The organism is Streptomyces sp. NPDC040718, from assembly GCF_055593565.1.
In genome coordinates, this window is the sequence record NZ_JBVIXO010000001.1 from 279786 (window position 1) to 305967 (window position 26182).

General features: G+C 73.8%; 22 protein-coding genes and 1 riboswitch. Of the genes, 11 read left to right on the forward strand and 11 right to left on the reverse strand.

Features of this window, described 5'->3' with window-relative positions:
• Positions 1 to 19 precede the first annotated feature (19 nt).
• Positions 20 to 1177, reverse strand: coding sequence for an SGNH/GDSL hydrolase family protein (locus ACZ597_RS01265; RefSeq protein ID WP_471323376.1), 1158 nt, complete (start codon positions 1175 to 1177; stop codon positions 20 to 22).
• A 182-nt stretch (positions 1178 to 1359) separates the two neighbouring features.
• On the opposite strand from ACZ597_RS01265, the gene ACZ597_RS01270 reads away from it, so the two are divergent.
• A complete protein-coding gene (locus tag ACZ597_RS01270) occupies positions 1360 to 4212 on the forward strand; it encodes a BTAD domain-containing putative transcriptional regulator (RefSeq protein ID WP_471323379.1) in 2853 nt (950 codons plus the stop codon).
• A 15-nt stretch (positions 4213 to 4227) separates the two neighbouring features.
• Here the strand turns inward: ACZ597_RS01270 and ACZ597_RS01275 are convergent, their stop codons facing one another.
• Positions 4228 to 4947, reverse strand: coding sequence for a flavodoxin family protein (locus tag ACZ597_RS01275; protein WP_471323382.1), 720 nt, complete (start codon positions 4945 to 4947; stop codon positions 4228 to 4230).
• Positions 4948 to 5071: 124 nt separating this feature from the next.
• A riboswitch (cobalamin riboswitch) is annotated at positions 5072 to 5297 on the forward strand.
• A 29-nt stretch (positions 5298 to 5326) separates the two neighbouring features.
• Here ACZ597_RS01275 and ACZ597_RS01280 point away from each other — a divergent pair.
• From ACZ597_RS01280 to ACZ597_RS01300, 5 genes are read left to right on the forward strand one after another with little or no spacing between them, the layout of a single operon-like run.
• Positions 5327 to 6025 (forward strand): energy-coupling factor ABC transporter permease, encoded by a 699-nt coding sequence (locus ACZ597_RS01280; protein ID WP_471323385.1) that lies wholly within the window; start codon positions 5327 to 5329, stop codon positions 6023 to 6025.
• Entirely contained in the window at positions 6025 to 6408 is a 384-nt protein-coding gene (locus tag ACZ597_RS01285) for an energy-coupling factor ABC transporter substrate-binding protein (protein WP_471323388.1), read from the forward strand. The genes ACZ597_RS01280 and ACZ597_RS01285 overlap by 1 nt, the downstream gene beginning before the upstream one ends.
• Before the next feature lie 3 nt (positions 6409 to 6411).
• Positions 6412 to 7161: a cobalt ECF transporter T component CbiQ gene (gene cbiQ / locus ACZ597_RS01290; RefSeq protein WP_471323391.1), complete on the forward strand. Its 750-nt coding sequence runs from the start codon at positions 6412 to 6414 to the stop codon at positions 7159 to 7161.
• Positions 7152 to 7979 (forward strand): energy-coupling factor ABC transporter ATP-binding protein, encoded by an 828-nt coding sequence (locus tag ACZ597_RS01295; protein ID WP_471323394.1) that lies wholly within the window; start codon positions 7152 to 7154, stop codon positions 7977 to 7979. Before cbiQ ends, ACZ597_RS01295 begins: the two co-directional genes overlap by 10 nt.
• 45 nt (positions 7980 to 8024) lie before the next feature.
• Complete coding sequence (locus tag ACZ597_RS01300) at positions 8025 to 8606, forward strand: PadR family transcriptional regulator (protein WP_471323396.1); 582 nt, start codon at positions 8025 to 8027, stop codon at positions 8604 to 8606.
• A 40-nt stretch (positions 8607 to 8646) separates the two neighbouring features.
• Here the strand turns inward: ACZ597_RS01300 and ACZ597_RS01305 are convergent, their stop codons facing one another.
• From ACZ597_RS01305 to ACZ597_RS01340, 8 genes are all read right to left on the reverse strand, one after another.
• Positions 8647 to 8859 (reverse strand): EF-hand domain-containing protein, encoded by a 213-nt coding sequence (locus ACZ597_RS01305; protein ID WP_471323399.1) that lies wholly within the window; start codon positions 8857 to 8859, stop codon positions 8647 to 8649.
• A 156-nt stretch (positions 8860 to 9015) separates the two neighbouring features.
• Complete coding sequence (locus ACZ597_RS01310; RefSeq protein WP_471323402.1) at positions 9016 to 10203, reverse strand: YncE family protein; 1188 nt, start codon at positions 10201 to 10203, stop codon at positions 9016 to 9018.
• Positions 10200 to 10991, reverse strand: coding sequence for a polysaccharide deacetylase family protein (locus ACZ597_RS01315; RefSeq protein WP_471323405.1), 792 nt, complete (start codon positions 10989 to 10991; stop codon positions 10200 to 10202). Before ACZ597_RS01315 ends, ACZ597_RS01310 begins: the two co-directional genes overlap by 4 nt.
• A gap of 382 nt (positions 10992 to 11373) precedes the next feature.
• On the reverse strand, positions 11374 to 11982 hold the full coding sequence (locus tag ACZ597_RS01320; RefSeq protein ID WP_471323408.1) for an ATP-binding protein: 609 nt from the start codon (positions 11980 to 11982) through the stop codon (positions 11374 to 11376).
• 243 nt (positions 11983 to 12225) lie between these two features.
• Positions 12226 to 12993, reverse strand: a complete 768-nt coding sequence (locus tag ACZ597_RS01325) for an enoyl-CoA hydratase/isomerase family protein (protein WP_471323410.1) — start codon at positions 12991 to 12993, stop codon at positions 12226 to 12228.
• A gap of 117 nt (positions 12994 to 13110) precedes the next feature.
• Complete coding sequence (locus tag ACZ597_RS01330; RefSeq protein ID WP_471323413.1) at positions 13111 to 14355, reverse strand: L,D-transpeptidase; 1245 nt, start codon at positions 14353 to 14355, stop codon at positions 13111 to 13113.
• A 112-nt stretch (positions 14356 to 14467) separates the two neighbouring features.
• A complete protein-coding gene (locus ACZ597_RS01335; protein WP_471323415.1) occupies positions 14468 to 16720 on the reverse strand; it encodes a choice-of-anchor A family protein in 2253 nt (750 codons plus the stop codon).
• 165 nt (positions 16721 to 16885) lie between these two features.
• Positions 16886 to 18121, reverse strand: a complete 1236-nt coding sequence (locus ACZ597_RS01340; protein WP_471325066.1) for a L,D-transpeptidase — start codon at positions 18119 to 18121, stop codon at positions 16886 to 16888.
• Positions 18122 to 18365: 244 nt separating this feature from the next.
• Between ACZ597_RS01340 and glgX the strand changes: the two genes are divergently transcribed.
• Together glgX and ACZ597_RS01350 are read left to right on the forward strand one after the other, a co-directional pair.
• A complete protein-coding gene (gene glgX, locus ACZ597_RS01345; RefSeq protein WP_471325068.1) occupies positions 18366 to 20570 on the forward strand; it encodes a glycogen debranching protein GlgX in 2205 nt (734 codons plus the stop codon).
• A gap of 92 nt (positions 20571 to 20662) precedes the next feature.
• On the forward strand, positions 20663 to 21400 hold the full coding sequence (locus tag ACZ597_RS01350) for a CDP-alcohol phosphatidyltransferase family protein (protein ID WP_471323418.1): 738 nt from the start codon (positions 20663 to 20665) through the stop codon (positions 21398 to 21400).
• On the opposite strand, the gene ACZ597_RS01355 is transcribed toward ACZ597_RS01350, so the two are convergent.
• Positions 21381 to 21875 (reverse strand): FAD synthase family protein, encoded by a 495-nt coding sequence (locus ACZ597_RS01355; RefSeq protein ID WP_471323421.1) that lies wholly within the window; start codon positions 21873 to 21875, stop codon positions 21381 to 21383. The two genes, ACZ597_RS01350 and ACZ597_RS01355, sit on opposite strands and share 20 nt — an antisense overlap.
• Before the next feature lie 173 nt (positions 21876 to 22048).
• On the opposite strand from ACZ597_RS01355, the gene ACZ597_RS01360 reads away from it, so the two are divergent.
• Genes ACZ597_RS01360 through ACZ597_RS01370 form a run of 3 tightly spaced genes read left to right on the forward strand, consistent with a single transcriptional unit; the run spans position 22049 to position 26165 of the window.
• On the forward strand, positions 22049 to 23254 hold the full coding sequence (locus tag ACZ597_RS01360) for a glycosyltransferase (protein ID WP_471325071.1): 1206 nt from the start codon (positions 22049 to 22051) through the stop codon (positions 23252 to 23254).
• Positions 23251 to 24957 carry a lipopolysaccharide biosynthesis protein gene (locus ACZ597_RS01365; protein ID WP_471323423.1) on the forward strand — a complete coding sequence of 569 codons (1707 nt, stop codon included), beginning with the start codon at positions 23251 to 23253 and terminating at the stop codon, positions 24955 to 24957. The genes ACZ597_RS01360 and ACZ597_RS01365 overlap by 4 nt, the downstream gene beginning before the upstream one ends.
• Complete coding sequence (locus tag ACZ597_RS01370; protein WP_471323426.1) at positions 24954 to 26165, forward strand: MATE family efflux transporter; 1212 nt, start codon at positions 24954 to 24956, stop codon at positions 26163 to 26165. Before ACZ597_RS01365 ends, ACZ597_RS01370 begins: the two co-directional genes overlap by 4 nt.
• Positions 26166 to 26182 lie beyond the last annotated feature (17 nt).

Genomic DNA, 26182 nt, shown 5'->3' on the forward strand with positions numbered 1-26182 from the left:
CCCCCGGCCCCGCCGGCGGTCAGCCCGCGGGGCGGATCCGCATCCGGCTCGGGTCGCCGTTGCCGAACCAGTCCTGGGTGCAGGACCAGCGGCCGGGCGCGGCCGCGCCCACCAGGCCGAGACAGGCGGCCATCGCCCGCTGCCCGTGGGCGTTGGGGTGCATGGACTCCTCCAGGGTGCCCTGGGTGTTCGCGTAGTCCAGGAAGCGGAACCACTCGTGCCGCCGGGGGTCGGGCCCGCCCCGGCCCACCTGTTCCACGCCCAGCGAGCACACCTCGTGCCCGGCGAGGGCGTCGCGGAGGTCCAGGTAGTCGGTGCCGCGGGCCCCGGCGACCGCCTTCACCATGTCCCCGATCCGCGGGACGAGGGTGTACGCGGCCCAGTCCGCGTCCCGGTCGTTGAAGGGGCAGCCGTCCTTGAACATCCGGTCCGAGTCTCCCTGCGGCAGCCGGAAGGACTCCCCGCCGGGGATCGGGGACGGGTAGGACTGCAGGACCAGCCGGTAGTCGCCGTCGGCGTAACCGGCGCCGCGCATCGCCGCCCGGATGCCGTCGACCACGGCCGTGACCCGGGCCTGCACCTGCGGGAGCTTCTGCTCGACGACGGGCGCCTGCTTCTTCCAGCAGAGCCGCCCGAAGTACCAGTCGTACGCGCAGTCCCCGATGATCTGCCCGAAGCCGAGGTCGTTGCCGCCGACGGACAGGGCGATGAGCCTGACGTTCCTGGTCCGCGCGATCTCGGCCAGCCGGTCCGTCTGCGGGGCCTCCCCGTGGTACGGCTGCCCGCCGGCGGCGGCGCCGAGGACGTGGACGGTCTCGGCACCGGAACAGGCCAGGTTGATCCGCTCCTCGATGCCGGGCAGCGGGGCGGTGTCGATCTCGGACACGTCGGACCGGTGGCAGCCGCCGACCGCGGCCGTGGCCCCGTACACCCGGGCCGGGTCGTAGGCCGAGCCCCCGGTCCAGGCACGGTCGGTGCCGTTGCGGGCGCCCTCGTAGCGGTCGGTGTTGCCGAGCCAGCGGCCGCCCTCGCCGGAGATGAAGCTGTCGCCCATGGCGACGGCGACGGCGGGGCCCGAGGGGGCGGAGGGCGCGGCCGTCGCCTCGGGGGCGGTCAGCCCGGCCAGGGCGAGGAGCGCGGTGCTCAGCACCGCTGCGGCGCACGTGCGGGTACGCATGCGGGGGTCCTCTCACACGGGTCGGGGAGCGGGGCGCGCCCGGCGGGCCGGAACCGGCCGGGGAGCCGAAGCGGAACGGACGCCACCCCTGCTCCGTCGGGGTCGCCAGACCGTACGATCGGCGGCCACCGGCGTCCCATCCGCCGGCCACCCGTCCGCCACGGCCCACTGCGGAGTCCGCGATGCCCCTGGTCTTCACCCTGCTCGGCCCGGTCCACGTCACCCGCGCGGGAAGGCCGTTGGAGCTGGGCGGGCCGCGCAGCCGGCGGGTGCTGGCCGCGCTCGCGCTGGAGGCGGGGCGGGTGGTGCCGGCCCACGGACTGGCGGCGGCGGTCTGGGAGGACCCGCCGGCCACGGCCCGGGAGCAGCTGCAGAACGTGGCGGCCGCGCTGCGCCGGCTGGGGGTGCCGGTGCTGCGCACGGAGGCCGGGTTCGTGCTGGAGCCGGGGCAGGCCCTGGTGGACGTACGGGAGTTCGCGCGGCTGGGCGCGGCCGCGGAGGCCGCCGGCGGGCCGGCCGAGGCGCGCCGGCTGCTCGGGCTGGCGCTGGACCTGTGGCGGGGGCCGGTGGCGCTGGCCGGGCTGCGCGGCCGGGTCTTCGAGGCGGCCGCCGCGCGGCTGGCGCAGGAGCGGCTGGACTGCGTCGAGCGGGCCTTGGCGGCGGACCTGGAGCTGGGCCGGCACGCCCGGGTGTGCACGGAGCTGGCGGCGCTGGCGGCCGAGCACCCCGGGCGGGAGCGCCTGGTGGAGCTGCTCATGCTGGCGCTGTACCGCTCGGGGCGGCGCGGCGAGGCCCTGGCGGCCTACTCCCGGGCCCGCCGCGGCCTCGCCGCCGGGACCGGCCTGGACCCCGGGCCGCGGCTGCGCGCCCTGCACGCGGCGGTGCTCGCCGACGCGGTGGCGCCCCGCACCCCGGCGTCCCCGTCGCCCCCGGCCGCCGCCGGGCCGGGGGCGGCGCCCGCGCAGCTGCCCGCCGCCGTGGCGGGCTTCGCGGGGCGGGAGGAGGAGGCCGGGGCGCTCGCGCGGGGCCTGCGCGACGGCGGGGTGTGCGTGGTGAGCGGGCCGCCCGGGGTCGGCAAGACCGCGCTCGCGCTGCGGGTGGCGCACTCCCTGAGCGGGGAGTTCCCCGACGGGCAGCTGTACGTGGACCTGCGCGGCGCGGACCCGGCGGCCGCCGCCGACCCGGCCGAGGTGCTGGCCGGGTTCCTGCGCGCCCTGGGCGTCGACGGCCCGGCCGTGCCCGCCGACCCGCAGGAGCGCGCGGGCCTGTACCGGAGCCTCCTCGCGGGCCGCCGGGTGCTGGTGGTGCTGGACAACGCGGCCGGGGAGCAGCAGGTCGGGCCGCTGCTGCCCGGGGCCGGCCGGTCGGCCGCGCTGGTCACGGGCCGGCGCCGGCCGGCCGGGCCCGGCCCGCGGGTCGCCCTGGTGCTCCCGCTGCTGGACGAGCCCACCGCCCTCGGGCTGCTCGCCTCCGCCGCCGGGGCCGGGCGGGTGGCGGCGGAGCCGGGGGCCGCCCGGGACCTGGTGCGGCTGTGCGGGCGGCTGCCGCTGGCGCTGCGCGTGGTGGGGGCGGAACTGGCGGCGCTCCCGCACCGGGACCTGGCCTCGCTGGCGGCACGCCTGGAGGACGAACGGGCCCGCCTGGACGTGCTGGACGGGGTCCGGGCCGGACTGCGGCTGAGCTACCGCGCCCTGCCGGCGGGGGCCCGCGCCCTGCTGCGCGGGCTCGCGGCGCTGGACGCACCGGACCACGCGGCGTGGACGGCGGCCGCGGTACTGGGCGGGCCGGCGGGCGCCGCCGAGGCTGCCCTGGACGCGCTGGTCGCGGCGCACCTGCTGGAGGTGGCCGGCCGGGACGAGGCGGGCGGCCACCGCTACCGGATGCACGACCTGGTGCGGGCCTTCGGGCGGGAGCTGGGCGGGGCCGGGGAGGCCGTGCGCCGGGTGCTCTCCTGCTGGACGGCCCTGGTGCGGGAGGCCCGGCGGGCGCACCAGGGCCTGGACTACCCGGGGCTGGCCCGGACCGCCGCGCGGGTCACCGATCCGGCGCTGCTGGCGGGGCCGCGGGCCGAGCCGGTGCGCTGGCTCGGGGCCGAGCGGGAGTCCCTGGTCGCCACCGTCCGGCAGGCCGTGCGGGTGGATCCGGGTGCCGCGTGGGAGCTCGCGGCGGCCGGGGAGTACGTGTTCGACCTGCGCAGCGATCTGGCCGGCTGGCAGGCGGTGCAGGAGGCGGGCCTGGCAGCGGCCCGCGCGGCCGGGGACCGGACCGGTGAGGCCCTGATGCTGGTCGGGCTGGGCCGGCTGCGGGCCTGCCGGGAGGAGTGGGGGCCGGCCCGGGAGACGGTGACGGCCGGTGAGGCGCTGTTCGAGGAGCTCGGGGACGCGCACGGAGCCGCCTACGCGGGCTGGGTGCTCTCGTACCTCGACCGGCTCCAGGGGCGCTTCGACGAGGCGGAGTCCCGCTGCCGCCGGGGCGCGGCGGTCTTCGAGGCGGCCGGCGACCGCTACGGCCAGGCGCACGCCCTGCGCGGCATCGGCCAGGTGCTGCTGGCGCGCGGGGACACCCGCGGGGCCCTGCGGGAGCTGCGCCGAGCGCTGGCGGTGGCCGAGCTGGGCGGGGCGGCCTGGCCCCGCATGTGCATGCTGCGCTGGGTCTCGGAGGCGCTGCGGGTGGAGGGGCGCCTGGAGGAGGCGGCGGAGGGCTTCGCGCGGGTGCTGCGGCACACGCGGGGTTCGGGCGACCTGGCGGGCCAGTGCGCGGCGCTGATCGGGCTGGGCCGGATCGCGCTGGCGCGCGGGGACACGGCGGAGGCGCTGCGGGAGCTGCGGGCGGCGGATGCGCTGGGCCGCCGCTCGGGCCAGACGCTGGTGCGGGCGCTGGCGGTGCCCCCGCTGGCGGAGGCCCTGCTGGCGGCCGGGCGGCCCGCGGAGGCGCGGGCGCTGCTGGAGGGGGCGGTGGAGGACTGCCGGAGGATGAACGCACGGCCGCTGCTGGCACGGCTGGAGTCGGCGCTGGCGGAGACGGGCCCGGCGTGATCCGGAGGACGGGACCTAGCGGTGTTCGGGGTTGGGGAAGTCGAAGCGGCAGCCGGCGTCCCACAGGGAGCGCTGGTTGCCGTGGGCCGGCATGCCGCCGGCGCGTTTGAGGAGCGCGGCCAGGTGCATCAGGTTCCACGACATGAAGGTGGTGTTCCGGTTGGTGAAGTCGTTCTCGGGACCGCCCGATCCCGGGTCCAGGTAGGAGGGGCCGGGGCCGGCCTCGCCGATCCAGCCCGCGTCGGCCTGGGGCGGCACGGCGTAGCCGAGGTGCTGGAGGCTGTAGAGGATGTTCATGGCGCAGTGCTTGACGCCGTCCTCGTTCCCCGTGATCAGCGCTCCGCCGACGCGCCCGTAGTAGGCGTACTGGCCCTGCTCGTTCAGCAGCGAGGAGCAGGCGTACAGCCGCTCGATGACCTGCTTCATCACGGAGCTGTTGTCCCCGAGCCAGATCGGGCCGCACAGCACCAGGATGTCGGCGTCCATGATCTGGCTGTAGAGGACCGGCCACTGGTCGCTCTCCCATCCGTGGTCGGTCATGTCCGGCCAGACCCCGGTGGCGATGTCGTGGTCGACGGCGCGGATCAGCGAGGTGCGGGCCCCGGCCGATTCCATGACGGCCCGGCTCCGCGCGATCAGTCCCTCGGTGTTGCTGGTCTCGGGAGAGCGTTTGAGGGTGCAGTTGACGTAGACGGCGGAGAGGTCCTCGTACCGGGGGCTGTCGTCGGCGGCCATGCCCTCCACCGTGCCGGGCGCCCGGCGGGCCGGCCAGTGGGCCTGGCCCGTCCGGGTGCGCGGCGGGGCGGGCGGACGGGCCGGTGGCCGGATCGGTCCGGGTTGTGACGGTCCGTGCGTGCGACTAGGGTCATCTGGCCTTGGTGTTCGGGAAACCGGTGGAAGACCGGTGCGGCCCTCGCCACTGTGATCGGGAAGTCCGGCTCCACTCTCCCCCAGACTCCGTCCGGGAGGTGCCCCCACCGCGGGAAGCCACTGGGCCCGCGCGGGAAACCGCATGGGCCCGGGAAGGCGGAGCCAGGGCATCAGTACCCGTGAGCCAGGAGACCGGCCGGGGCGCGTCGTCCATCCACGAGGTGCTGGAGAGGTCTCCCAACCCATGCATATAGCCGAGGGGTTCCTGCCCCCCTTGCACGCGGCCGCCTGGGGCGCCGCGTCCGCCCCCTTCGTCGTCCACGGGGTCCGCGCGCTGACCCGCGAGGTGAAGTCGACCCCGGAGAGCACGCTCCTGCTCGGGGCGTCCGGTGCGTTCACGTTCGTCCTGTCCGCCCTGAAGATCCCTTCCGTGACGGGCAGTTGTTCGCACCCGACGGGGACGGGGCTCGGGGCCATCCTGTTCCGGCCGCCGATCATGGCGGTGCTCGGCACGATCACCCTCCTCTTCCAGGCACTGCTGCTGGCCCACGGCGGGCTCACCACACTGGGCGCCAACGTGTTCTCGATGGCCGTCGCCGGACCCTGGGCGGGCTACGGGGTCTACCGGCTGCTGCGGAAGTTCGACCTGCCGCTGATGGTGACCGTCTTCTTCGGCGCGTTCTTCGCCGACCTCGTCACCTACTGCGTGACCTCCGTCCAGCTGGCCCTGGCCTTCCCCGATCCGGCGAGCGGCTTCCTGGGCTCCCTGGAGAAGTTCGCCGGCATCTTCGCCCTCACCCAGATCCCCCTCGCGATCAGCGAGGGCCTGCTGACGGTGCTCGTGATGCGGCTGCTGATGCAGTCCAGCAAGTCGGACCTGGTACGGCTCGGGGTCGCGAAGCTGACCGGCGGCAAGCAGGCCCGGCAGGAGGCGGCCCTCTGATGACGAGGAACGCGAAGATCAACACCCTGCTGCTGCTCCTGGTGGCGGCACTGGCCGTGCTCCCCCTCGCGCTGGGGCTCGGCGATGACAAGGAGGAGCCCTTCGCCGGCGCCGACGCGCAGGCCGAAGCGGCCATCACCGAGCTGGAGCCCGACTACGAGCCCTGGTTCTCCCCGTTGTACGAACCTCCCTCGGGCGAGGTCGAGTCCGCGCTGTTCGCCCTCCAGGCGGCGCTGGGCGCGGGCGTGCTCGCCTACTACTTCGGCGTCCGCAAGGGCCGCCGCCAGGGCGCGGCGCAGGCCCTCGCGCAGGCCGGGTCCGAGACCACGGAGGGCGCCGGGACCGCCGACGCCGCGAAGCCCCGCTCCACCCCGGAGTCGTAGGCGGTGCTGCCGATCGACGTGGCGGCCCACTCCAGCCGCTGGCGGGGCCGCCACCCGCTGGAGAAGGCCCTGCTGGGCCTCGGGCTGACCGTCACCGCCGTGTGCCTGCCGCCCTGGCCGGGCGGGCCGCTGGTGGCCGCCGCGACCCTGGCCGTACTGCTCGGGCCGGCCGGGGTGGCCGGGCGGCAGCTGTGGCGGGCCTTCCGGGTCCCGCTGGGCTTCTGCGTGACCGGGGCGCTGCCGCTGCTGGTTTCGGTGGGCGGCCCGGACGGGTTCCTCGCCCTGGCCCCGGACGGGCCCCGGCACGCGGCGGAGCTGCTGCTGCGCACCTCGGCGGCCTCGCTCGGGGTGCTGCTGTTCGCCTTCACGACCCCGGTCTCGGACGTGCTGCCCCGGCTGGTGCGGGCCGGGGTGCCGGCGCCCGTGGTGGACGTGGCCCTGGTGATGTACCGGATCGGCTTCCTGCTGCTGGACTCGATGGCGCGGGTCCGGCGCGCCCAGGCGGCCCGGCTCGGGCAGACGGGCCGGGCGGCGGTGTGGCGTTCGCTGGCCGGGCTCGCGGCGACCTCGTTCGTCCGGGCCTTCGACCGCGCGGCCCGGCTCCAGGAGGGGCTGGCTGGGCGCGGTTACGACGGCGCGCTGCGGGTGCTCGTACCCGACGCGGCGCTGTCCTGGCGGTTCCTGACGGGGTCCGCCGCCCTGCTGGCCGCCCTGGTCGCGGGGACCCTCGTACTGAAGGAGCTGTGGCTGTGACCCCGTTGGTGGAGCTGGTCGGCGCGGGTTACGCGTACGAGGACGGCCCGGCCGTGCTGTCCGGGGTGGACTTCGGCATCGCGGAGGGCCGCGCGCTGGTGCTGCTGGGCCGCAACGGCAGCGGCAAGACGACGCTGATGCGGCTGCTCAGCGGGGGCCTGCGGCCCGGCTCGGGGGCGCTGCGGCTCGGCGGCACGGAGGTGGCGTACGACCGCAAGGGCCTGGTCCGGCTGCGCACCTCGGTGCAGCTGGTGGTGCAGGACCCGGACGACCAGCTCTTCGCGGCCTCCGTGGAGCAGGACGTGTCCTTCGGCCCGATGAACCTGGGGCTGCCGGCGGCGGAGGTCCGCGAGCGGGTGGACGCCGCTCTGGCCGCGCTGGACATCACAGCGCTGCGGGACCGCCCGACGCACCTGCTGTCGTACGGGCAGCGCAAGCGCGCCGCGATCGCGGGCGCGGTGGCGATGGCCCCCCGGGTGCTGATCCTGGACGAGCCCACGGCCGGGCTCGACCCGGACGGGCAGGAACGCCTCCTGGACGTCCTCGCGGGCCTGCGCGCGGCCGGCACCACGGTGGTCATGGCCACCCACGACGTGGACCTCGCGGTCCGCTGGGCCGACGACGCGGCCGTACTGACCCCGTCGGGGATCCGCACGGGGCGCGCCGCCGAGCTGCTGTCGGACCCGGAGCTGCTCGCGTCCGCGGGGCTTCGGTCGGCCTGGGCCCCGGTGGTGGGCGCGTTCCTGCGGGCCCGGGGGATGCTGGCGGGCGGGGCCCCGGGGCCGCGGACCCCGGAGGAGCTCGCGGCGCTGGGCTGAGCCCGGGGGGCGATCACCCGCAGCGGGGCGACCTACGATGGCGGCATGTCGCTGCCGCACGCCATCCTCACCGCCCTGCTGGAGAAGCCCTCGTCGGGGCTGGAGCTGACCCGGCGGTTCGACAAGTCGATCGGCTACTTCTGGTCCTCGACGCACCAGCAGATCTACCGGGAGCTGGGGCGGCTGGAGGAGGCGGGGCTGATCCGGGCGCTGCCCAGCGGGGTGCCCGTGCGCGGGCAGAAGAAGGAGTACGAGGTGCTGCCCGACGGCCGCGCGGAGCTGGCGCGCTGGGTGGACGAGAGCCAGGACCCGAAGCCGGCGCGGGACGCGCTGCTGCTGCGGATCCGCGCGGCGGCGGTGGTCGGGCCGCAGCGGCTGGGGCCGGAACTGAGACGCCATCTGGAGCTGCACCGGGCGCAGTTGGCCACGTACGAGGCCATCGAGGCGAAGGACTTCCCGCCGGGTCGGGACGCGGCCGCGGACCGGCTGCGCCGGCTCGTGCTGCACGGCGGCATCGCCCTGGAGGGCTTCTGGCTGAGCTGGCTGGAGGAGGCCTTGTCCGAGGTGGAGGCCCTGTCCGGGGCGGAGGGTCCGGCGCGGGAGCGGGCGCCGGAGGGCGGGGCCTGACGCGCCCCCGCCCCGGCGGGCGGGGCGGAGGCGGACGCGCCTACTTGTTCAGGGAGGCCCAGAACTCGTCGAAGCTCATCAGCTTGTCGCCGTCGCTGTCCTTGGCGGCGATCACGGAGTCCGCGACCGCGGCGGTGACGAAGTGGTCACCCATCGCCTTCATGGCCGCGCTGTACTCGTCGGCCGTGACGAAGCCGTCACCGTTCACGTCGAACTTGTCGAACGTCGCCCGTGCGCTCTCGATGTCAGCCACTGGGTCCACCCCTTCTCGGTGCTTGTTGACCGGCTCAGGGTAGCGGCCCGGGGCGCGGGGGGCTGCCGCGGGTCCGGTTCGGTGCGGCGACGGTGCCCCGGGAGCTGTGCGAGCTCCCGGGGCACCGTCGCGTCCCGGACGGCGCGCGGACCGGGCCTACCGGAAGATGCCGGTGTGGCCGAGGGAGTAGCGGCCGGGCTGCGGGTACACGGCCAGGCCGTGGGGGCCGCCGCCGACCGGGATGCGGGCCAGCTGCTTGCCGGTGACGGTGTCGATCGCGTAGACCTCGGAGTTGTAGCGGCCGGAGAGCCACAGCACCTGGCCGTCGGCGGAGACCCCGCCCATGTCGGGGCTGCCGCCGTCGGGCAGCTGCCACTTCTTGGTGAGGCGGTTCTCCTTGAAGTCGAAGACCGAGATGCTGCCCTCGCCCCGGTTGGAGACGTACATCTCCCTGGAGTCGCGGCCGACGTACAGGCCGTGGCACCCCTTGCCGGTGGGCAGCAGCTTGGGGACGTCGAACTTGTCCCCGCTGAGCACCCACATGCCGTGCGCCATCATGTCGGCGACGTAGAAGGTCTTCCCGTCCGGGGAGATCTTCACGTCCTGCGGCATGGCGCCCTCGAAGGGCAGCTTCTGCTGGCCGATGACCTCCATCTTCTCGGTGTCGACCTTGAGCAGCTCGCCGGAGAACTCGCAGGAGACGATGAAGTAGCGGCCGTCCGCCGAGAAGTCGGCGTGGTTGACGCCGAAGCAGGTGACGGGGACGGTCTTCACGCGGTCCATGGTGTGGGGGTCGCGGAAGACCAGCTCGCGGTCCATGGAGGCCATCACGACGGCGTACTTGCCGTTGGGCGTGAAGTACAGGTTGTACGGGTCGTGCACCTCGACGGGCTTGCCGGCCTCGCCGGTGGCCGGGTTGATCGGCGTGAGCGTGTGGCCGCGGTTGTTGTTGACCCAGAGGGTCTTCATGTCCCAGGAGGGCACCACGTGCTGCGGCTGGACGCCCACCGGGATGGTGTCGATGACCTTGTACGTGGCCGGGTCGATGACGGACACCGTGTTGGAGTTGGTGTTCGGCACGTAGACCCGGGACGGGAAGTCCTTGACCACCGGGGACAGTTTGTTGGGCCGGTCGGCGGCGTACACGTCGTGGGGATCGAGCAGCGGGGGCATCCCGGCCAGTCCCGGCGGCACGGCCGGGACGGCCTTGACGGGCTTGGCGGGCCCCTTGGAGCCGAGCGCCTCGGCTGGGGCCTTGTCTGCCGATCCGCAGCCGGCCAGGGCGGCGAGGACCAGACCGGCCAGCAGCACGGCGGCCTTCCGGGGAAGGCGGGTGGTCTTCATGAGGTCAGCAGCTCCGTGGTGGTCACCGCGCGCAGTTCGCGGCGCGCGAGTTCTTCGAGGAGGGGCGGCATCGCGTCGACCGTGTCCGCGTAGCCGAAGTGCAGGCTCACCACCGATCCGGGCCGGATCGTCCCGGTGACGGTGCGGATGACGGCCGCCGCGCCGGGCGAGGTGAAGTCGAGGGAGTCCACGTCGTACGAGAGGACGTGCGGGTAGCCCGCCCGCTGGGCGAGGGTCCGGACGAGGGGGGTGGCGTACTGCGTCTGCGAGGGGCGGAACCAGGTGCCGATGGAGCCGGTGAGCCGCTTGAGGCGCTGGGCGCAGCCGGTGATCTCGGCGTAGGCCGCGGCCTCGGACATGCCGTTGATCGCGAGGTGGCGCTGGGTGTGGTTGCCCAGTTCGTGGCCGCCGTCCAGGATCCGCCGGGCCATGTCGGGGTGCTCGTCGAGCCAGCTGCCGATGGCCAGTACGGTGACCCGCGCGCCGGCCTTCTCCGCCGCGGCGAGTACGGCGCGGGCGGTGGCGGGATCCCCGTTGCCGTGGAAGGTGAGCGCGACCCGGGGCCGGTCGCGGGGGCCGTGCGCGATCTCCACCGGCTGCCCCGGGAAGCGGCGGGGGGCCGGGGCCGCGGGCGCCCGGCCGGCCGGCCGGGCGGGTTTGGCGGGGGCGGCCCGGACGGGTCCCTGCGCCGCAGGGCCTCCGCCCGTTCCGCAGCCCGCGGTGAGGGCGCCGGCGGCGGCCGCCGCCGTGGCGCGCAGGGCCGTACGACGGTCTGGATAACAGAGCACCCGCCCATTTAAGAGCCGGATGACCCTCAAGGTAATGATTGACCCAATTTGGGACTTTCGTCGGGCGGGCTCCCGAAGGCGGCTGTCCGCTATGTGATCAACGATTTACACAGAGCGGTCGATACTTATTCGTTGATTACGAGGTGAGTGGCCCATCTCACCTAGGATTTAGGTGGAAACTCTTGGGATATGCACACTTATGTCCGAGTCGGGACTTTTGGCGTTTGAGCCCTCGTCTGCCATAGTCGGAACCACGGCTTCCCATTGACCCGAGCGAAGCCCCTCGCCGAGGATCACACACCCCACCGATCCTCGGCGCACCCATGAAACCCCCGCAGCGCCCCACCTCGGCGACAGGGGGTTTCTGGCGTTCCGGGGCCGCTCAGCGGTCGGCGACCCGCATCTCGAACCAGGTGATCTTGCCGCGCGGCAGCAGGTCGGCGCCCCAGCGGTCGGAGAGCTTGTCGACGAGGAACAGCCCCCGGCCCGTGGTGTCCAGCTCGTGAACCGGCATCAGGCAGGGCAGCCCGCGCGAGGGGTCGCGCACCTCCACCCGGATCCAGCCGCGCCGCCGCAGCATCCGCAAGCCGAAGGAGCGGGCCCCGGTGTGGCGCACGGCGTTGCCGACGAGCTCCGAGACCAGCAGGACGGCGTGCTCGGAGATCTGCGGCGACAGCCCCCAGAAGCGGATGACCACGCTCTGGGTGAGCCGGCGGGCCGTGCTCGCGGACTCCGGCATGGACGGCAGCGTCACTTCCGCCTCGGCCGGGTTGCCGTACAACTCCAGGGCCCTGAGGCCCTGTTCGTCCTCGACCGCCGCCGTGAGCCGTACGGCCGAAGCGCTGCTGCGCTGCCGCGGCTGTTCCACACCCTCCAGGCCCGCCATGCACCCATCATGGACGGCCCGTGCGCCCGTCCGGGCCGTTCCGCAGGAATACACCCCCCGGAACCATGGATTCCGAGGGGGTGCTCCGGCATATGCGAAAGGCAATCGAGGGCCGCATGAACCACCCTGACCAGGTGTTACGTTGCGCTGCGCGGCGGTCACCGTCAGTGGATCACCAGGTCCCTTTAAGGCTGCCTTAAGGCCTGGCTAATCCACCCGCAGGGGTTCCCTGCGGCCGCGCTCATGCCTCCCTCGAGCCGCGGCCCGTACGGCTGGGCCCACAGGGCTGCGCTCAGCCGGCCGCGCTCACACGGCCGCGCTCACACGGCTGCGCTCATACGGCTGCGCTCATACGAACTTGGCCTTGCCCGGGCCCTCTTCGACGAAGCTGCGCATCCCGCGCTCGCGGTCCTCGGTGGCGAACAGGCCCGCGAACCAGTTGCGTTCGATGGTCAGACCGGTGTCGATGTCCGCCTCCAGGCCGGCGTCCACGCACTCCTTCGCGGCGCGCAGGGCGATCGCCGGGCCCTGCGCGAGCTTGGCGGCCCATGCGTGCGCCTGCTCGTACACCTCGGCGGCGGGCACGACGCGGTCCACCAGGCCGAGGGCGAGGGCCTCGTCGGCCTTTACCATGCGGCCGGTGAAGATCAGGTCCTTGGCCTTGGAGGGGCCGATCAGCCGGGAGAGCCGCTGGGTACCGCCCGCGCCCGGGATCAGGCCGAGCAGGATCTCGGGCTGGCCGAGCTTCGCGTTGTCGGCGGCGATCCGGTAGTCGGCGCACAGGGCGAGCTCGCAGCCGCCGCCGAGGGCGTAGCCGGTGATGGCGGCGACGACGGGCTTGGGGATGCGGGCCACGGCGGTGAAGGCGTCCTGGAGCGCACGGGACCGGGCGACCATGGCCGCGTGGTCCATGTTCTGCATCTCCTTGATGTCCGCGCCGGCCGCGAACACCTTCTCCCCGCCGTAGAGGACGACCGTGCGCACGTCGGCACGGTCCGTGGCCTCCACGGCGAGCTCGCGCAGCCGGTCCTGGGTGGCGATGTCCAGGGCGTTCATGGGCGGGCGGTCCAGCAGGATGGTGCCGACGCCTTCGGAGACTTCGAGAGAGATGGTCATACGGGGGAGGTTAGTGGCCAGGGGGCCTGGGGGTCTCCCCCAGAAGGGCGCAGCACGCGAAGTGGCCCGGTGCTGTGGGTCACAGCACCGGGCCACCGGTTCACGTACGCGGATCGGTTACTTGATCCACTCCGCCCAGTCCATGTTCCAGCCGTTGAGGCCGTTGTCCGGGGCGATCTGCTTGTCCTTGGAGTTCTTCACGACGACCACGTCACCGATCAGCGACTCGTTGAAGAACCACGCCGCCGGGGTGTTCGGGTCGCCGGCGCCGCGCTCGTCCTCCAGGCCGACGCAGCCGTGGCTGACGTTCTCGTTGCCGAACGTGCTGGAGGAGGCCCAGTAGTTGCCGTGGACGAAGGTGCCGGAGGTCGACAGCCGCATCGCGTGCGGGACGTCCGAGATGTCGTACTCGCCGCCGAAGCCGACGGTGGCGCCGTTCATCCGGGTCACCTTGTACTTCTCGCTGATGACCATCTGACCGTTGTAGGTGGTCGTCGACGGGGCGCCCGCGGTGATCGGGATGGTCTTGAGGACCTGGCCGTCGCGGACGACCTCCATCTTCTTGGAGGTGGCGTCGACGGTGGTGACCTGGGAGCGGCCCACGGTGAAGGTGACCGTGCGGGTCTGCTTGCCGTAGACGCCGGGGCGGCCCTCGACGCCGTCGAGCGCGAGCTTCACGGTGACCTTGGTGCCCGCCGCCCAGTACTTCTCGGGACGGAAGTCGAGGCGGTCGTTGCCGAACCAGTGGCCCTCGACCGGCACGGACGGCTCGGCCGTGACCGTGATGGCCTTCTCCACGGCCTCGGTGTTGGTGATGCCGCGGGTGAAGTTGATGGACACCGGCATGCCCACGCCGACGGTCGAGCCGTCCTCGGGCGTGTAGTGGCCCACGAAGGTGTTCTGCGGGGTCAGGGTGCTGAAGGTGGTGTCCTTGGCGGACTCCCGGCCGGCCTCGTCCTTGGCGACCGCGTGCACCTTGTACTCGGTGGCGGCGGCCAGGTTGCGGGCGGGCTCCCAGGTCGCGCCGTCGGCGGCCAGCTTGCCCTCCACCGCGTTGCCCTTGGTGTCGGCCACCGTCACGGTGGTCAGCTTGCCCCCGCTGCTGGTGATCTTCAGGACGCCGCTGGTGGCGACTTCCTTCGACCCGTCGTCCGGCTTGACGTTGACCACGGCCTTGGACGCCTCGGTGCCGGTCTTCGCCGTGCCACCACCGGCCTTGCCGTTGTCCCCGCCGCTGCCCCCGCTGTTGCCGCCGCCGCTGCACGCGCTGGTCAGCAGCAGGGCCGCCCCCAGCAGAACGGCCGGCAGGCCGGTGCGGACGCGGCCGCGTATCGGCTGCAGGTTCACTCGTGTTCTCCCCATGTCCCCCGCGCACGGACAGTCGCGCGCTTGTCGACAGGAAATCACATGGGGAGATTACGAATAGGCACAGTCATGTCACCGTTCCGTCCCAAGTGCCGGGGCGGACGGCCTGTCAGGCCTTGCGGTCGCCGCCCAGGGGCCACTCGCCGGGGTTCCAGCCGGGGCCCTCGGGACGGCCGTGGTCGGGCTTGCCGTGGTCGGGCTTCCCGTGGTCGGGCTTCCCGTGGTCGGGCTTCCCGTGGTCGGGCTTGTCCTTGCAGTGGCAGGTCTGGCCGTCTTGCGCCCGCTTGTTGAGGAGGGTGACGGCGATCCGGTGGCCCGGGGTGCGCCCGTCCAGGGTCAGCGGACCCGTCACCGGGTCGCGCGGCAGCACGTAGCCGTCGGGGACGTCCACCTCGACCACGTAGTACGCGCCGTCCGGGAGCCCGTCGAAGGCGCAGACGCCGTCCCGGCCGGTGGTGCACTCGTCCCCGACCCGCTCGTCGGCGTCGGTGCCGCTCCGCTGGAGGCCCACGGCCCGGCCGGTCTCCCGCCACAGCTCGAACTCCGCGCCGCGCAGCGGCCGCTTCGTCTTGGCGTCCTTCTTCAGCACCTTGATGGTGCCGGCCGGGTCCTCTTCGGCCTTCCTGTTCGGGACGGTGACGACGACGTACTCCTCGGTCTCACCGCGCTCCAGCTCGAAGGCGGTCACCGGGTCGCGGGGCCGCTCGTAGCCCGCCGGCAGGCCGACCTCCCGCCAGTAGTAGCGCTCGCCGACCGGCAGCTCGACCGTGCAGGTGCCCCGTGCGTCGGTCACGCAGGCGCCGTCACCGAGCAGGGTGTCGGGGTTCTCGCGGGTCTGGAGGCCGTCGGTGCCGTTGCTCTCGCGCCACAGCTCGAAGCGGGCGCCGGGCAGCGGTTCGCCGGTGTCCTTGTCGACCTTCCGCAGCACGACCCGGGCGCTCTCGTCCGGCGGCTCGGGGGTCCTGGTGTTCACGGCCGTCCACCGCACTCCCCGCGCGGCGTTCTCCGCCGTCAGGACCAGCGTGTGGACGGGCTGCGCGGGGAGGTCGTAGCCGGTGGGCGGGGTGGTCTCGCGCCAGTGGTAGGTGCCGAGCTCCTCCTCCCGCGCACAGATCCCGTCCGCGCCGGTGGTGCAGTCGGCGACCTTGGTGTCGAGCTCGCCCGCGCCCTCGTACTGGAGGCCGTCCCGGCCGTTGGTCTCCTTCCACAGCTCGAACTTCGCCCCGGCGAGGGCCCGGCCGTTCTCGTCGTGCTTGACGACGGACACCGAGCCCCTCGCCGGCGGGACGGGTGCGCAGTCGGGCAGGTCGCCGTTGAAGGGGTAGGCGTGGAACTCGGCGCCCAGACCGGTGGTCTCCGTCGGGCTGGTGTGGGTGACGCTGCCGGCGCTGAAGAAGCGGCCGTTCATGCCGATCACCGAGACGGTGGCGACCGACGCCTGCGGCCCGATCAGGACGCTGCCGCCGAGCTGCGCCGAGCCCGCGATGGTGGCCGCCTCGGCGTTGGGGAAGTTCCACAGCAGCCGTTCGCGCAGCCCGGCGGGGAGGAAGGCGTTGTTGACGCGCAGGGCGGGGTTCTCCCCGGTGACGTTGACCAGGACCGTGGCGTCGTCCGGGATTCCGGTGAAGCGCAGGGACTGCTGCCCTTCACCGGAATGGGCGGAGAGGTCGAAGTCCACGTTGAAGACCTGGAGCGGCGAGCGGCCGTCGCCGGTGAAGACGGTCTCCTGAGCACTCCACACCGCCCGGCCGGTCGGCGTGCGGGGGACTCCCCCGGGCAGGGCGTAGCAGGTGCTGGCGGTGGTGAGCGCGCCGCGCAGGCGGGTGTAGGGGTCGGCGGCGCTCGGGTCGGGGTCGAGGGTGCCGGTCACGATGCCGGTGAGGTTGCCCGCGTAGTGGACGCGGCCGCCGTCGGCGAGGAGCCGCTGGCGCGGGGCGACGGTGATGTCGCCGCCGGTGACCAGGAAGTCCGAGTCGGTGGGCGGGGGGACGCGGGAGCCGACTCCGGCGATGCCCACGTTGTAGACGCCGGCCGTCTTGTTCATGTCGAAGTCGCCGAGGACGACGACCCTGCCCTCGGCCTCGGCGGCGCCCCGACGCACCAGCATGTCCCCGCCGACGAACACGTTGACGTTCGCGTCCCGGCCGGTGAAGCCGTCGCTGTTGGGATCCCGCCAGACCGGCGGGCAGCCCTCGCCGGGGGGGCCCGGGATGCAGGGCCCGAGGCCGCCGGGCAGCGGGGCCCTCAGGGTGCGCGCCGTCGTCGGCGGTTCGGTGCCGGGGCCCGCCGCGAGGGCCGTGGGGGCCCCGGAGGCGAGTACCGCTCCCACGGCCAGCCCGAGGGTCCATCTCCTTGCTGACATGACACTCCGTCCGCTGTCTCGGCCACCCGCCCGCGCCGATGGCCCTGACAGGCTGCGGGCGGGCTTCGGCGCGGCGGACGGAAGACACTCGGCGAGTACGGCATTCCGGTCCGACAATCACTCGATTGCACCGCTCCCCCGGGATGCGGGGAGGTCCGGGATGTGTCAGCCGGTGGCGGAGCCCGCCACCCAGTCGGCCCAGGACATGTTCCAGCCGCCCAGTCCGTTGTTGGGGGCGACGGTCCTGTCCTGCGAGTTCACGACCTCCACCACGTCCCCGACCAGCGTCCGGTCGAAGAACCAGCCGGCCGGGGTGTCCGAGCCGCCGCCCTTGTCGTCGCGCAGGCCGACGCAGCCGTGGCTGGTGTTGGTGGAGCCGAAGGTGTCGGGGCTGGCCCAGTAGTTGCCGTGCAGGAAGGTGCCGGAGGCGGTGAGGCGCATGGCGTGCGGAACGTCCGGGATGTCGTACTCGCCCTTGCCGTCCTCGCTGGTGAAGCCGACGGTGGCGCCGTTCATCCGGGTGACGTCGAACATCTCCATCACCACCATCTTGCCGTTGTAGGTGGTGTTCTTGGGCGCCCCGGCGCTGATGGGGATGGTGGACAGCAGCTGCCCGTCCCGGCGGACCTCCATGGTGTGCGCCTCCGCGTCGACGGTGGAGACCTGGGACCGGCCGACGGTGAAGCGGATGGTCTTGTCCTGGATGCCGTACGAGCCGGGCGCGCCCTCGATGTCGCGCAGCTTCATCTTCACGGTGACCTCGGTGCCGGCCTTCCAGTAGGTCTTGGGCCGGAAGTCGAGGCGCTCGGAGCCGAACCAGTGGCCGACGACCTCCACGGCGGGGTCGGAGGTGATGGTGATGGCCCGTTCCACGTCGGCGCGCTGCTTGATCGACCGGTTGAAGTTGAAGGAGACGATCATGCCGGTGCCGACGGTGGAGCGGTTCTCGGGCTTGAAGTAGCCGATGAACCGCTCCTCGGGGACGTAGGTCGTGAAGGTGGTGTGCCGGGCCTGGCGGCGGTTGTGCCCGTCGAGGGCGACCGCGTCGACGGTGTACTTGGCGGCGAGCGCGAGCCGTCCGGCGTCGGGGTCGGGGCTCCAGCTGAGGCCGTCGGCGGCGATCTCGCCGGGGACCTCCTCCTCCTGGGCGTCCTCGACCTTGGTGACCCTGACCCGTTCGAGGCGGCCCTCGGGGACGTTCACCCGCAGCGGGCCCTCGGCCGGCACGCCCTTGGCGTTGTCGTCGGGGGTGATCCGGATGGCCTCGTCCGGGGAGCGGGGTTTGCCGGGCATCTCGATCTCGACGGGGGATCCCCCGTCCTCGGTGCAGCCGGCCAGCCCGCCCAGCAGGCCCGCCCACGCCGCCACGGCGGCCAACCCCGCCCCTGCCCGCCTCGTCAGAAGAGTCACGTTCCGTCCAACGACCGGGGCCCTCCGGGGGAAACGTGAGGGCCGGGCACGTTCCGGGCAGAACAGTCCGGGCAGAACAGTGGGAAGGACCAGACGGGGGCGGGCCCGGCCGGGACGCCGGGCCGCACTCCCCCCCGCCGGTACCCAGGAGCCGTGGAGGCGGGCAGTGTCGAGCGCAGCCGAGCAAGAGGCGGTGGATACCGCCGCCAGCGACGCCAGCAGGGCCGTCGATGGCATGGACGCCGTACGGGAGCGGGTCCAGGCCAAGGTGTTAAGGGCCGCAGCGCACCCGCCGCCACCGGTGTGGCCGGGCTCCTCGCACCCGCTGGGGGCCCGCTACCACGCGGGGCCGGCCGGGGCGGAGGGCACCAACTTCGCGCTCTGGGCGCAGGGCGCGGAGGCGGTGGAGCTGTGCCTGTTCGACGCCCTCGGGGCGGAGACCCGCTGCACCCTGACCGAGCTGACGCACGAGATCTGGCACGGCTTCGTACCGGGCGTGCGACCCGGGCAGCGGTACGGCTTCCGGGTGCACGGGCGCTGGGACCCCTGGACGGGCGCCCGGTACAACCCGGCGAAACTGCTGCTGGACCCGTACGCGCGGGCGGTCGACGGTGACTTCTCGCTGCCGCCGGAGGTGTACGGGCACGTCCGGGACTGGCCGCAGCAGTACATCGCGGACACGGTGCGCGACGACCGGGACTCGGCCCCGTTCGTCCCGAAGGGCGTGGTCGTCCACGATGACGACGACTGGTCGGACGACGTCCGGCCGAAGACCCCCTGGGCCGATTCGGTGATCTACGAGCTGCACGTGCGCGGTTTCACGATGCGCCATCCGGGTGTTCCCGAGGAGCTGCGCGGCACGTACGCGGGCCTCGCCCATCCGGCGGCGGTGGAGCACCTGAAGACGCTGGGCGTGACGGCGGTGGAGCTGCTTCCGGTGCACCAGTTCGCGCACGAGGACCACCTGCTGCGGCGCGGCCTGCGCAACTACTGGGGGTACAACTCGGTGGGCTACTTCGCCCCGCACGCCGGGTACTCGGCGAGCGGGACGGCGGGGCAGCAGGTCGGCGAGTTCAAGCGGATGGTGAAGGCCCTGCACGCGGCGGGGATCGAGGTCATCCTCGACGTGGTCTACAACCACACGGCGGAGGCCGGGGAGCTGGGGCCGACCCTGTCGCTGCGCGGGGTCGACAACCGGGGCTACTACCGGCTCCAGTCCGACCAGCGCCGCTACGCCGACTACACGGGCTGCGGGAACACCCTGCACGCCGGGCGCCCGCACGTGCTGCGGCTGATCACGGACTCGCTGCGGTACTGGGTGACCGAGATGGGGGTGGACGGCTTCCGCTTCGACCTGGCGGCGGCGCTGGCCCGCTCGATGCACGACGTGGACATGCTGTCGCCGTTCCTCGCGGTGATCGCCCAGGATCCGGTGCTGCGGCGGGTCAAGCTGATCGCGGAGCCGTGGGACGTGGGCTCGGGCGGCTACCAGGTGGGGGCGTTCCCGCCGCTGTGGACGGAGTGGAACGACCGGTACCGGGACGCCGTACGGGATTTCTGGCGGGGCGCGCTGCCCGACGTACGCGACCTGGGGTACCGGCTGTCGGGGTCGAGCGACCTGTACGCGTGGGGCGGGCGGCGGCCGTACGCCTCGGTGAACTTCGTGACCGCCCACGACGGGTTCACCCTGCGCGACCTGGTGTCGTACGAGCGCAAGCACAACGAGGCGAACGGGGAGGCCAACCGGGACGGCACGAACGACAACCGGTCCTGGAACTGCGGTGCCGAGGGCGAGAGCGGGGACCCGAGGGTCGGGGCGCTGCGGCGGCGGCAGCTGCGCAACCTGCTGACGACGCTGCTGCTCTCGACGGGGGTGCCGATGCTGGTGGCGGGCGACGAGTTCGGGCGCACGCAGGGCGGCAACAACAACGCGTACTGCCAGGACAACGAGACCGGGTGGGTGGACTGGTCGCTGCTGTCCGACCCGGAGTGGAGCGGCCTGTTCGCGCTGACCCGGCGGCTGATCTCGCTGCGCCAGGCCCATCCGGTGCTGCGCCGGCGGGCGTTCTTCTCGGGGCGGGCGCAGGGTGCGGACGGGCTGCGGGACCTGGCCTGGTTCACCCCGGCGGGGGCGGAGATGACGGAGCGGGACTGGTACGCGCCGGCCGCCGCGGTGGGCCTGTACCTGTCCGGGCGGGACATCCCGGGCCGGGACGAGCGGGGCCGCCAGGTGACGGACGACAGTTTCCTCGCGCTGCTGCACGCCGGGGACCGGCCGGTGGAGTGGGTGCTGCCGGGGGCGCCGTGGGCGGCGGCGTACGAGCTGGTGCTGGACACCGCGCGGGAGTCGCAGGAGGCTCCGCCGGGGACCCGGCACCGGGGCGGGGAGCCGCTGACGGTCCCGGCCCGGTCGGTGCTGCTGCTTCGGGTGGTGGGCTGAGACAGATCCGGAGCGGAAGCTTTCGTTCCCCCTGCGATGATGTGCCCTTCCTGTGAACACACGAACACATGACCACATGGACAGGGGCAGGCATGGGGACAGTCGGGACCGCGCTCCGGGAACTGCGGACGGCCCAGAAGTCGGCCAAGGGGGTGTCGCTCTACTCCCGGTTCGTCAACCGGCCCGTCGGCCGGTACCTGGCCGCCGGTTCGTACGCCCTGGGACTGACGCCCAACCAGGTCACTCTGGTCAGCGCCGCGTTCAGCTTCGGCGCCGTCGCCGCGGTCGCGCTGGCCGCGCCCTCCTGGGGCCTGGGCGTCGCCGTCTGGGCGGCGCTCGCGGTCGGTTTCGCCTTCGACTCGGCCGACGGCCAGCTGGCCCGGCTCCGCGGCGGCGGCAGCGCGGCGGGCGAATGGCTCGACCACGTGGTGGACGCCGCCAAGCTGACCGCGCTGCACTCCTGCGTGCTCATCGCCTTCCACCGCTTCCCGGAGGCGTTCGGAATCGGAGGGGACGGGACCGGCTCGGACGCCTGGCTGCTGGTGCCGCTGGGCTTCCAGTTCGCCGCCGTCGTCACCTTCTTCGGCGGACTCCTGACCGAGAAGCTCAAGCCGAAGGCCGCGCCAGGGAGTCCGGCCGCCGCCCCGTCGACACTGCGCGCGGTGGCACTGCTCCCCGTGGACTACGGGGTGTTCTGCCTGGTGTTCCTGCTGCTGGGCGGCGGGGCGCTGTTCCGCTGGGCCTACGCGGGCCTGGGCGCGGTCGCCGCCCTGTTCCTGCTGGCCTTCCTGGCGAAGTGGTTCCGCGAGCTCAGCGCCGTTCGGCGGTGAGCTGCTCCGGCAGCGGCGGGCGCACGGGCTGGGCGAGGGCGTCCAGGGCGCGGCGCAGCTGGGTGCTGGAAGTGTGCACGGTGTAGGGGAAGTAGACGACGTCGACCCCGTGGACGGCGAAGTCCCGTTCCAGCTTGTCCCCCTTGGGGGTGCCGCGCCAGTCGTCGCCCTTGAAGATGACGTCGAAGCGGACCTGCTTCCAGGTCTCCACCTTGTCCGGAACCGTCTCCACGAAGGCGGCGTCGACGTACTTGACGCTGCGGACGATCTCCAGCCGCTCGACGAGCGGGATCATCGGGCGCTGCCCCTTGGCCAGTTCGGCCATCTCGTCCGAGACCACGCCGGCCACCAGGTAGTCGCACCGACTGCGGGCGTGGCGGAGGATGTTGAGGTGCCCTATGTGGAACAGGTCGTAGGCACCGGGCGCGTAGCCCACCCGGTACGGCCTGCGCGCGGACGGCACAGGATCGGTCATGTCGCGCTCCGTCATCGGTTACCCCCCAGCGGCCGCACCCCCCGGCGCGGCGGATTAGCCGACAATAGCGTGCGCGTTCCACTACCGGTCGGGTGAACGAATAGGGTGACGTGCGCATCATCCAGGGGAGAAGGGGACGTTCAGTGTCCACATCCGGTCACCGGCGCCTGCTGCTGGTTTCCACCAACTACGCCCCGGAGCATGCGGGCATAGGCCCGTACGCCACCCAGATCGCGGAGCACTGGGCGAGTACCGGCCACGACGCGCACGTTCTGGCGGGCATGCCGCACTACCCGGCCTGGTCGGTCGAGCCGGAGTACAAGGGGAAGCTGCGGCACACCGAGGAGCGCGCGGGGGTCACCGTGCACCGGCGCGCGCACACGGTGCCGCCCCGTCAGACGGCCGTCAGGCGGGCCCTGTTCGAAGGGTCGATTCTGCTGCACGGTGCCGTGGCCCCGCCCCGGATGCCGAAGCCCGACCTGGTCATGGCGCAGATGCCGAGCCTCGCCGGCGGGGTGACGGCCGCGCGGCTCGCGGCCCGCTGGAAGGTGCCGTTCGTACCCGTCGTCCAGGACCTGATGGGCGCGGCCGCCGCACAGAGCGGCATCAGCGGCGGGGACAAGGCGGCCGCGATCGCCGCGCGCGCGGAGGCGTACGCCCTCAGGCGGGCCACCCTGGTCGGCGTCATCCACGAGACGTTCGTGGACCGGGTCGTGGCGATGGGCGTGGACCCGAAGAGGATCCGCCTCGTCCCCAACTGGTCGCACGTGGCCAAGCCCACCAAGCCGCGCGGGGAGACCCGCCACCACCTGGGCTGGGCGCCCGGGCAGACCGTCGTCCTGCACTCCGGGAACATGGGCCTCAAGCAGGGCCTCGAAGTCCTCGTCGGCGCCGCCCGGCTGGATCCGGACGTCCGCTTCGTCCTCATGGGCGACGGCAGCCAGCGCGCGGCCCTCGCGAGCCTGGCCGCCGACGTGCCGAACCTGGACATCATCCCTCCCGCCGCCGACGGCGGGTTCCCGGACGTCCTCGCCGCGGCGGACGTCCTCGCGGTCACGCAGCACGCCGCCGTACTGGACATGAGCGTGCCGTCCAAGCTCACCTCCTACTTCCAGGCAGGCCGGCCCGTCGTCGCCTCCGTCGCGGCGCAGGGCGGGACCGCGCAGGAGGTACGGCGTTCCGGCGCCGGGGTGCTCGTACCGCCGGAGGACCCCGAGGCGCTGCTGAAGGCCGTCCGGTCCCTGGCCGAGGACCCCGAGGGCGCGGACGCCCTCGGTGCGGCCGGGCCCGTGCACGTGGCGGCCCACCTGAGCCGCGAGGCGGGCCTGGCCCGCATCGACGCACTGATCGACGAAGCACTGGGGGGTCCCCTGTCGTGACCGAGACGAACCGCCCGGCGACACCCCCCGCCGAAGACGAACCCGATCTCCTGCGGGACCAGTTCAAGCAGCTCCTGCGCTACCGCCGGCTCCTCGGCGCCGGCGTGGCCGTCGGCCTGCTGGGCGGCGTCTACCTCGGCGTCTCCACGTCGGACACCTACGTGTCCGTCGCGGACGTGGTGCTGCGTGCGCCCACCGACGACCCGTTCAACCCGAGCCTGGCCCCCGACAAGGCCATCAACATCGGCTCGGAACGCCAGGTCGCGCTCTCCAGCTCCATAGCCGAGCAGGCCGCGAAGACGCTCGGCGTGGCTCCCGAGGACTTCCCGGCGCTGCGCGGCGGCCTCCAGGTGACCAACCCGCCGCAGACGATGGTGCTGCGCTTCACCTACACGGCCGCCTCCCCCAAGGAGGCCGCCAAACGCGCCAACGGCATGGCCGCCGCCTACCTGCTCAAGCGGCGGGAAGCCCTCGACGTCACCCGCGACACGATGGTCAAGGGGTACGAGGCCCAGCGCGACCCAGTCGCCAAGCAGCTCGACGAGGTGGCCCGGCAGATCAACAACATGCCGGCCGGTACCGCCCGCGACGCCTCCCTCTCCTCGCGGACCGACCTCCAGAACAAGGTCAACACCCTCAACGGCAACATCGCCAAGCTCCAGGCCCTGGACATGACCCCGGGCCGGGTCACCAGCGCCGCCGCCCCGCCCGCCGCACCCGACGGGCCCGGCGTCCCCATGTCGCTCGCGCTCGGCGCGGCCGTCGGCCTGGCGCTCGGCCTCCTCGCCGCCTGGGTCCGGCTGGTCTTCGACCCGGCGCCGCGCTCCGAGGGCGACGTCGCCCGGTCCCTGCGCGCGCCCGTACTGGGCTGGCTGCCGCGGGACCGGACCGGCGGCGGCCCGCTCCTCGCGGCCGGGGAGGCCGATCCGCGACTCGCCGAGGAGTACCGCTCGGTGGCGTTCCGGCTCGCCTACGACTCCCGGTTCGCCGGCCGGCGCCGGCTGCTGGTCGTCGCCCCGCGCGGCAGCAGCGAGACGGCCGCCGCGGTGGCCGTGAACCTGGCCGCCTCCTTCGCCGAGACCGGCAAGGACGTCCTGCTCATCGAGGCCGACCTGCGCACCCCGGTGCTGGCCAGCCAGCTGCCGACCGACACCGGCGACCGGCCGCGCTGGAGCACGGCGGCGGGCGGGGCCTCCGGCGACTCCGACTGGCCCGCCGGGCGGCGGCTCGTGGTGGACGCCGCCGAGTCCGGCGACTTCGACCTGATCCCCGGCGACCGGGTGCGCAACGTGCCCCGTGCGCTGACCTCCGCGCGCACCAGCCGGCTGATCTCCGAGGCCGACGACCCCAACTCCACCGTCGTGGTGCTCGCGCCGCCCGTGCTCTCGTACGCCGACGCGCTCGCCCTGGTCGACCGCGTCGACGGCGTCCTCGTGGTCTGCGACCCGCGCGCCGTGCACCGCAGCGACCTGTCCCGGATCCGCGAACTGATCAGCGGCGCCGGCGGGACCGTGCTGGGCGCGGTGCTGCACGCCCCGCTGCCCTCCGACAAGCGCGGCGGCGGGTCCAAGGGCGCGGCCCCGGCCGGCTCCGGCCCGGACGCACCCCCGCCGGCCGGCGGGGGCGCCGGGTCCGAGGAGCCCGCCCCGGGCGACGGCGGCGACACCGTGGCGCTGCGCACGGTCCGCACGGGCCAGAGGTGAGCCGGCGGGGTCTCGCCGCGGTCTCCTCGGTCCTGGACCAGGCCGCCTCCAGCGCCACGAACATCCTGGTGCTGGTGCTGGCCGCCCGGCTGTCGTCGGCTTCGGGGTTCGCCGCCTTCTCGATGGTCTACGTGGCCTTCAGCGTGCTGCTCGGGCTCAACATGGCCTACGTCGGCCAGACCGTGGTGCTGGAGAAGGGCGAGGCGCTGGGGGCGGTGTGCCGCTCCTCCGTGCTGTTCACGGCCGCCGCGTCGGCCGCGGCCGGGCTCGTACTGGCCCTGGCGGGCCTCGCGGTGCCCGGGGACGCCGGGTGGGCGCTGCTCGCGCTGGGCCTCGTACTGCCGCCGGTCCTCGTCCAGGACGGGCTGCGCTACTGCTTCTCCGCCCTGCGGGTGCCCGAGCGGGCGCTGGCCGCGGACTCGCTGCGGCTGGTGTGCGTGGTCGCGGCGCTGGCCGTGCAGCCGCAGGGGGTCTCCGCGGGCCGGCTGGTCCTGGTGTGGGGGCTGTCCGCACTGCCCGCGCTGGGGCTGGGCCTGTGGCTGCTCCGCCCGTACGTCCAGGGGGCGAGCGCGGACCTCGGCCCGTACCTCCGGCGGGGGCACCTCGGGCAGCGCTTCGTCGTCGAGTACGCGGTGGGCAACGGCTCCAGCCAGCTCGCGGTGCTCGGCCTGGGCGTCTTCGCGACCCCCCTCGCGGTGGGCGCGCTGCGCGGCGCCACCACCCTCTTCGGCCCCTTGAACGTCCTGTTCAACTCGGCGAACGCGTTCGCCCCGCCGGTCGTCGGCCGGCTGGCGGGCAAGCGGGCGGTCGTACGGGCCACCCTGGTACTGGGGCTGGCCCTGTCGGCCCTCGCGGCGGGCGCGGCGGGCGGCCTGTACGCCCTGCCCGACCGCTGGGGCCGCGAACTCCTCGGCGACACCTGGCCGGCGGCGGCGGAGCTGCTGCCCGCGACGGGCGCCCAGTACGCCGTGATGGCCCTGGGCACCTGCGGCCTGCTGACCCTGCGGGTCCTGGCCCCCAGGGCCACCCTCTCGGTGCAGGTGGTCTTCTCCCTGCTCTCGGTGGCCCTGCTGCTGGCCGGGTACGCGGTCTGGGGCGCTCCGGGCGCCGCCTGGGGCCTCGCGCTGGGCTCGGCCCTCAAGGCCGTGGCAGCCTGGTGGCGGGTCTCCCGCCTGCCTGCGCCGGCGCCCGTACCCCAGCCTGCCTGACCACCGGGAGCCCGTAT